Source organism: Paenibacillus turpanensis, assembly GCF_011421635.1.
Taxonomy (GTDB): Bacteria; Bacillota; Bacilli; order Paenibacillales; family YIM-B00363; genus Paenibacillus_AK; species Paenibacillus_AK turpanensis.
In genome coordinates this window covers 23,035-29,596 of record NZ_WTLI01000032.1, presented here as the reverse complement: position 1 = coordinate 29,596, position 6,562 = coordinate 23,035, and the positions used below count along the sequence as shown (strand labels likewise).

The following is a 6,562-nucleotide window of genomic DNA, read 5'->3' as shown; positions in this document are numbered from 1 at the left end:
GCTAATCATGGCGCGGGTTTTCCGGTTTTGGAGCCCGCGCCTTTTCCTGTGCATGGGATGAGATTAAAAGAAATGAAACGGGAAGTTTCTACGAGCAAAGCTGAAGCGCAGGGTGTTTGACGGAGCCGCTGGGGATGCTGAGGCCGACTTCGATAGAGACGGGGGTCGTGGCAGGAGGCGAGGGACAAAGTTCGAAATCCGGTAAGCCGAGGCTTTCAATAATATCTTCGATATTCAGGCTAATTTTATTCGTATGCATAGAACACTCCCCTTTCTTTTTTCATGATTGTACAGGGGCATTATTATCGGAGTGTAAAATATTGTAACCCTTTGCATAAAAAAATACCAAGGAAACTTAAAGTGTTAGACCGTGAAAATAAAGATCTGAACTGGCAGCAGCGGCGTTACGCGAACTGGGCAGTTTAGCGGAACAAAAATAGTGAGCATCCCGCTGCGGTTCACGGATCTTGATGATGGGGCGGATCTCTTTCGCTTTTTGCTCAGCATCATCGATCGTGTTGGCAAGTCCAAGCGAGATGAGTGTTTCGATGACCACAGCGCCTGTTCAGCCTTTGCCTCCACCACAGTGGAATCCGATTTTTTTGCCCGACTTGTACGTTTCCATCACGTGTTGGATGGCTTGTTTAAACAGCTCTTCCTGAGGGGGTTCTGCGTTGTCTCCTATCGGTACTTGGATCCGTTGAATTTTGGGGTCGGGATATGCGCATTGGGTTGCTTCCTCGCGTAGATCGACGACAACATCAATGTGTTCATTTTTTACCATGTGCTCCACATCGGATGAACCACCCATAAAAATATGGTCTGGCACTAATGCGTTGTAGTTTTCCTCCATTTTGTTGCCTCCTACTTTTTCTTAATGCCGTTATTTTCAATTAATAACGTGAGTGAAATGGTACTGGGGTTCGGCGATCCTGTCCGGGCAGTTTGTGGAGACGGGGAAATAAATATGGAATATAAACTTGCAAATTGCAAATAAATACTGTATAACTAATTTAGAGGTTAAACAAATGGAAGACTTTCGAAAACCATGATTGATCAGCAGATGAAAGAATATCTGAGCGAAGTCTTTTCAAACATGACGGAATTCGAGCAAGATATGGTGGTCCGTTCAATCAAATTGTAAAACGAAAGTATGGCAAAATCGAAGATGTGCTGTAGACCCTTGGGATAATAACCATCCCATTTTAATTCTTATATACTTGCATTATGCAAATAAATGGAGGTGAGACCTTGAATTATTACGAAACGGAAATGCTCGCTAGTCAGAAACAGATGGAGATTGAAAATATCGCCAAACATGCTTGGAAATTCGAGCGTGTAGTACTTAGCTTGTTCTTTAAGGAATCTGTGCAAGTTCCTTTGAATATCTGCTGTCCTCCTAATGTGTGCTGCGCAGTGTAAGGCCAAATATAACTAAGGAGTGTATTAAATATGAAGATGCACGTAGCCATCAATGTAAGGAACCTCGAGCAATCTTTGGAGTTTTACAAAAAGCTGTTTAACGCAGAGCCGACGAAGGTAAAAGACAATTATGCGAAATTTGAGCTAGATGACCCAGCATTGCATTTTTCCCTCAACGTTCGGGATTTTAGTAACAAAGGTGTCCTTAACCACTTCGGCTTTCAAGTGAAAACTACCGAAGAGGTGCTCGCAGCGAAAGTGCGTCTGGAGCAGGCGGGCCTTATTTCGTTTGACGAAATGGACACCACTTGCTGTTATGCCGTACAGGACAAAATTTGGGTTACGGATCCTGAAGGTAATCCGTGGGAAGTGTTCTATACACGTGCGGACAGTGTGTTTGAAGCAGCCGAAGACCGGGTCATGCCGTCGGTGTGTTGTACGTCTACGCCGGCGCAAGTGACAATCCCCCTAACCACGTTGAACAACAGCAGATGTTGCTGATCCTTAACTAACGGGTAACGTTAGTTGAATGAGACAGCGGTAGTCTAAGACTTTATTTTTCAGTCTTGGTCCGCCACTGTCTCTTTTTAATGTTCAGTTTATAACTTATTTTCCAAAAGCTTACGATTATTCAATATAAAAATTTCTTAAGATGAATGAACTCACAATTATTGCCGGAAAAAAGGTGCATTGCCTGGATTGGGAGGATGGCCTACAATGAGGTGTCGGGTTCACTCAGGGCTTTATTGACCTTAGGTTGGTTCGGGTTTGACCCACATGGACGGTGCAGCTAAGAGAACTGATAAATCGCTAGGTCCGATAGGTTATAGATGTAGAAAGAGGGAGAAGCAGGATGGTTTTGTGGGGGAGTATTGTCAATGCACTGGCAATCATCGCTGGCGGAGTGATTGGGCTGCTCATTCCGTCGCTGAATGAACAGCTGCGGAGAACGGTGATTCAAGGTATGGGCATCGCGCTATGTGTGCTTGGAATTATGATGGCAATGAAGACGACCCAGTATTTTTGGATGGTCATTAGTTTAGTGGCCGGAGGGGTGCTGGGAGAATGGATCGGCGTGGAGAAACGCTTTGATCAGCTTGGCCGCTGGCTGGAAAGCAAGGTAAAAGGAACCGGTGAAGGGTCGGTCGGGCAAGGCTTCGTGACGACGACGCTAATCTTCTGTATCGGCGCAATGGCGATTTTGGGGCCGATCGACAGCGGGATACGGCTTAATCACGATGTGTTGTATACAAAATCGCTGATGGACGGCTTTTTGGCGGTCGTGTTCAGCTCGATGCTTGGGATTGGCGTGCTGTTTTCGGCGGCGCCCGTGCTGATTTATCAAGGGAGCATTGCGCTGGCGGCGGCTTTTGTGGCTTCGGCGTACAGCCCGGACTTTTTACAGGCGGTAACGCTGGAGGTTTCGGCAGTCGGCGGGGTGCTTATTATCGGCGTCGGGCTGAACATTTTGGAGATCAAGAAGATCCATGTAGCCAATCTGCTGCCTTCGCTGCTGGTGATGGCGGTTGTCATGAGCTTTATTTTGTGAAAAAGGTCACCGAGGGACTGCAGCGAAAGAAATGGATGTCGAGCTTATCGTTTCCATCATTGTGACAACGTCATGAATAATCGGCTGAAGGCAACCGTTAGGACGGGTTCGGTGATATACTAAGTATGGATAAGAAGTAATACGGAATTGATATAAAGAAAGCGGCTTTCAAGCCGTATTAGGGAGGTAATTATATGGCAGTACTGCAAAACCGCCGTCTCCTTCTTTTGCTTTCATTCGTATTGGCTGTACTTGTATGTGATCTGTATGTCATTCGCTCGAGCTCTTTACAGAACGCTCCAGAGCTGCTGGCGATTGCGGTAGCGTCAGATTGGCTGATCGCCGTCCCGTTTGCTTTGTACTTCTATAGCCGTAGACGAGTTCGCTCGGTTGCTCCTGTCCTCATCACTTTGCTGCTGGGCTGCTGGGTCACCCTGCTGCTTGTTCCTTCCGGCGAAACGTGGACGGCACGGATCGTATATTACCTGCTTATACCGCTGGAGATTGGCTTTATCGTGTACGAACTTACAAAGCTCACCCAGTTTATTCGCGCATACCGCAAGGTTCGGCAAACAGCAGTGAACGCCTTGGAGGCGATACGGACGGCGGTTCAGAGTTCTTTAGGGGATGGGCTGCTGGCCCGTCTGCTGATGCATGATATTTCATTGTTTTACTACGCGTTCTTTTCTTGGGGGAAAGCTCGGCAAGGGCAGAAACGGGAAGCTGGCGGCGATAGTCTGGCTTTCACTTACCATCAGGAATCGAACTGGCTGATTATGGTCATGATGATAAGCAAAATCATTATTTTTGAAGCGTTTGCGATGCATCTTCTGGTCGCGCAGTGGTCGCATATTGCGGCTTGGGTGCTGACTGTGGGGGATGTGTATGTCCTGCTGTTTCTTTGGGCCGATTACCGGGCGATGAGATTGAACCCGCTGAAATTCGAGGAAGGACGATTGAAGGTACGTTACGGACTTCGCATGCATGCGGATATCGATGCGGCTTGGATTGCGAAAGCGGAGACAGTGCCGGAGTATGAATTAACGAAGGAAGAAAGCAAGAAGTCGGCTTATCCGGTGTTTGAAACGCCGAATGTGCTGCTGCAGCTGACTTCTCCGGTCGAGGTTATTCTTCCTTTTGGCGTGAAGCGGGTAACGGATCGGGTATACTTGAAGGCGGATAAGCCGCATGCGCTGGTTAGCAGCCTGCAAGGGTGTACAGAAGGGTAATGCATACAGGTCATTGGATATCAGATTGAAATGCAAAAGAGGCCGGGCAGCGCTCGATTCGTAAATAGATTAGCCTTACTTAGTCAGCGGGGACGTCTTGGATGGGGTAACCATCAAGATATCTCCGCTTTTTTATCACGACTATCGCAAGCCTTACCGTCAGCGGTTTGGTGATCCGAGCAGCAAAGCCGGCAGGCCCAGTTTCCTGTGAATGGAAGTGAACTTGACTCGTCTTAATATGTATAATACATTATATGTATTATACATCTATTAACTTGCGAAATTATTTTACATAAGAACGGTGTTGAAAAAATGAATCAAGAGGAGCTATTAGAGCTGCGCAATACGGTGCAAAAATTTGTTCGTTTATTCGGACTGCTCGATCAAAACGTTACCCCCTGCGGGTACCAGCTATCGCCTTCTCAGGTATTTTCGTTACAAGAGCTGGAGGAACACGTTTTGACCATCGGCGAGTTGGCGGAGCGATTGTCACTAGAGGGAAGCACCGTCAGTCGATTAGTGGACACACTGGTTAAAAAGGGCTTTGTAAATCGGGTTTTAAATGAACACAACCGCCGTGAAGTGTTGGTATCTATAACGGACAAAGGCAGACGTTCCTTGCAGCAGGTGAGAGAGCAGTCGCTTCAGTATTTTCGTTCTATTTTGAGTGATGTGCCGGATGATGACCAATATCAAATTTTGCAGGGCTTTAAGCTGTTTACCAATGCCTTGTCTGATCAAAAGGGGCGGATGAAATGAATTTCAAAGCGAAGCAAGCGTCCACCTCGCTGCTTTCAATCGTATTCTCAATTATTGCTTCCTCTCATCACTGGCTGCACATGGGCTTGCTCATGCTGATGGGCGGCAGTACAAATATGATGGCCTCGATGTCCGGGGTTATTTGGATCCGTAGATTTATGATCTTGATGACGTTGATCACTGCTGCTTTCTCTGTTTATCGTTTGTTCAAGCATCGCTGCAAAACAGTATGGATGATTTCGCTTACGGCACTATCCGTGCTGCTCTCTATTTATTTTTTGGTAAACACTCTTGTTGTATTCGGTTGGTAGGGGGGACTTTCTATGGATTTTCGGAAAGACTTATCCCATCTCGGATGGGGCGAGGTAAAGCGCAAACAGCTGCAGCGCGCATCTTTAGCTGATGAATGGATTCAACTTGTGCAGATGAGACGAGGATCCACGGTGCTGGATATTGGGACTGGTCCGGGCGTATTTACGCTGCTTTATGCCCAGGTTGTAGGGGACGAGGGTGTGATTTATGCCGTAGATCAATCCAAGGAGGCGCTCTTATCACTTTTAGACGGAGTAGAAGGGAAGCTGAACAACATCGTTCCTTTCTGTAAAAATGCAGAAGATGCATTGGATGGGATCGGAACCGTTGAAATTGTGATGTTAACCGATGTGCTTCATCATGCCGATACTCCCGCCGCTATTATTCAAAATGCCTACCAGCATATCGATGAGAGCGGTTATGTTTTGATAGCGGAATTTGATTCGGAATGTGAAGGCCTGATCGGTCCTCCGCTGGTACATAGAATTCCGCAAGAAGAAGTAAGAAATATCGTTCAGTCGGTTGGCTTTCAGGTTGTTAAGGAAGGGAAGCAGGATTACGAACATTATTATTTGCTGTTAAGGAAGTGAAGTGCCGGGATACGAGAGGGGTGGCGTTGCAAAAAGGCCCGTCGAATGGATACGGCGGGCCTTGGGATCGTTACTGCATGTAGCCCTGCTGCTGTACGGGACGGTTTCCAGTGTAGGTGGACTGTACCGGGGAGCCGCCGGTGTAGCTGGACTGCACTGGAGAGCCGCCGCTGTATGCGGCTTGGGAAGGGACGCTGCTTGTATAGCTGGATGTCGGCTGCTCGCTGCTAGCGTAACCGGCTTGCGCTTGGGCGCTATAGCCGCTTTGTCGCGCATCGGATGACATCGGCGCAGCCTGCGGCATCGGGATTTGAGCGACATCAGCCAGCTGCTGGCAGGCGGAGGTAACGCGCTGCTCCAGCTGTTGAAGCTGGCGCTGCTGCGCTTGCATTTGCTCGTGCAGCTGTTTTTGTGCCTGTGCAATTTCTTGGCCGATCTGCGAGAGCATCTGTACGATGTTGCGCATTTGCTGAGAGGCGTTATCCGCTCCGGCTTGAAGAATCGCCTGCTGGGCCTGCTGCATTTCGATTTCACGGCGGTTTTGCACTTGCTGCATAAATTGCTGATAAGAGCTTCCTTGAACAGGTTGATTTTGCATGGAAATATCCTCCTCTAGGTTGTACTGTCCATAGCGTATCCAAAAGAAAGAATTACTATGTATAATAATGGAGACAACCTTGAAATCGACAACAACCTGCGGA

At 47.7% G+C, this 6,562-nt stretch carries 9 protein-coding genes; 6 read left to right on the top strand and 3 right to left on the bottom strand.

The window, feature by feature from the left end:
• Window positions 1–355 precede the first annotated feature (355 nt).
• A complete protein-coding gene (locus GQS10_RS23375; RefSeq protein ID WP_243735339.1) occupies window positions 356–556 on the bottom strand; it encodes a hypothetical protein in 201 nt (66 codons plus the stop codon).
• Window positions 557–565: 9 nt separating this feature from the next.
• Entirely contained in the window at window positions 566–853 is a 288-nt protein-coding gene (locus GQS10_RS23370) for a protein-tyrosine phosphatase family protein (protein ID WP_243735338.1), read from the bottom strand.
• Window positions 854–1,452: 599 nt separating this feature from the next.
• Between GQS10_RS23370 and GQS10_RS21750 the strand changes: the two genes are divergently transcribed.
• The 6 genes from GQS10_RS21750 (at window position 1,453) to GQS10_RS21725 (ending at window position 5,861) form a co-directional block, all read left to right on the top strand.
• Complete coding sequence (locus GQS10_RS21750; RefSeq protein WP_166246211.1) at window positions 1,453–1,923, top strand: ArsI/CadI family heavy metal resistance metalloenzyme; 471 nt, start codon at window positions 1,453–1,455, stop codon at window positions 1,921–1,923.
• Window positions 1,924–2,275: 352 nt separating this feature from the next.
• A complete protein-coding gene (locus tag GQS10_RS21745) occupies window positions 2,276–2,971 on the top strand; it encodes a DUF554 domain-containing protein (RefSeq protein ID WP_166246209.1) in 696 nt (231 codons plus the stop codon).
• Window positions 2,972–3,165: 194 nt separating this feature from the next.
• Window positions 3,166–4,200 carry a hypothetical protein gene (locus tag GQS10_RS21740; protein ID WP_166246208.1) on the top strand — a complete coding sequence of 345 codons (1,035 nt, stop codon included), beginning with the start codon at window positions 3,166–3,168 and terminating at the stop codon, window positions 4,198–4,200.
• Window positions 4,201–4,512: 312 nt separating this feature from the next.
• Window positions 4,513–4,959 (top strand): MarR family winged helix-turn-helix transcriptional regulator, encoded by a 447-nt coding sequence (locus GQS10_RS21735; protein WP_166246206.1) that lies wholly within the window; start codon window positions 4,513–4,515, stop codon window positions 4,957–4,959.
• Window positions 4,956–5,270: a hypothetical protein gene (locus tag GQS10_RS21730; RefSeq protein ID WP_166246204.1), complete on the top strand. Its 315-nt coding sequence runs from the start codon at window positions 4,956–4,958 to the stop codon at window positions 5,268–5,270. Before GQS10_RS21735 ends, GQS10_RS21730 begins: the two co-directional genes overlap by 4 nt.
• Window positions 5,271–5,282: 12 nt before the next feature.
• Window positions 5,283–5,861 (top strand): class I SAM-dependent methyltransferase, encoded by a 579-nt coding sequence (locus tag GQS10_RS21725; RefSeq protein ID WP_166246202.1) that lies wholly within the window; start codon window positions 5,283–5,285, stop codon window positions 5,859–5,861.
• A gap of 70 nt (window positions 5,862–5,931) precedes the next feature.
• Here the strand turns inward: GQS10_RS21725 and GQS10_RS21720 are convergent, their stop codons facing one another.
• A complete protein-coding gene (locus GQS10_RS21720; protein ID WP_166246200.1) occupies window positions 5,932–6,459 on the bottom strand; it encodes a hypothetical protein in 528 nt (175 codons plus the stop codon).
• Window positions 6,460–6,562: the final 103 nt, after the last annotated feature.

Bases quoted from the DNA above. Each gene is read 5' to 3' on its own strand.
- GQS10_RS23370 (WP_243735338.1), bottom strand. From the start codon at position 853: ATGGAGGAAAACTACAACGCATTAGTGCCAGACCATATTTTTATGGGT.
- GQS10_RS21740 (WP_166246208.1), top strand. From the start codon at position 3,166: ATGGCAGTACTGCAAAACCGCCGTCTCCTTCTTTTGCTTTCATTCGTA.
- GQS10_RS21730 (WP_166246204.1), top strand. From the start codon at position 4,956: ATGAATTTCAAAGCGAAGCAAGCGTCCACCTCGCTGCTTTCAATCGTA.
- GQS10_RS21750 (WP_166246211.1), top strand. From the start codon at position 1,453: ATGAAGATGCACGTAGCCATCAATGTAAGGAACCTCGAGCAATCTTTG.
- GQS10_RS21720 (WP_166246200.1), bottom strand. From the start codon at position 6,459: ATGCAAAATCAACCTGTTCAAGGAAGCTCTTATCAGCAATTTATGCAG.
- GQS10_RS21735 (WP_166246206.1), top strand. From the start codon at position 4,513: ATGAATCAAGAGGAGCTATTAGAGCTGCGCAATACGGTGCAAAAATTT.
- GQS10_RS21745 (WP_166246209.1), top strand. From the start codon at position 2,276: ATGGTTTTGTGGGGGAGTATTGTCAATGCACTGGCAATCATCGCTGGC.
- GQS10_RS21725 (WP_166246202.1), top strand. From the start codon at position 5,283: ATGGATTTTCGGAAAGACTTATCCCATCTCGGATGGGGCGAGGTAAAG.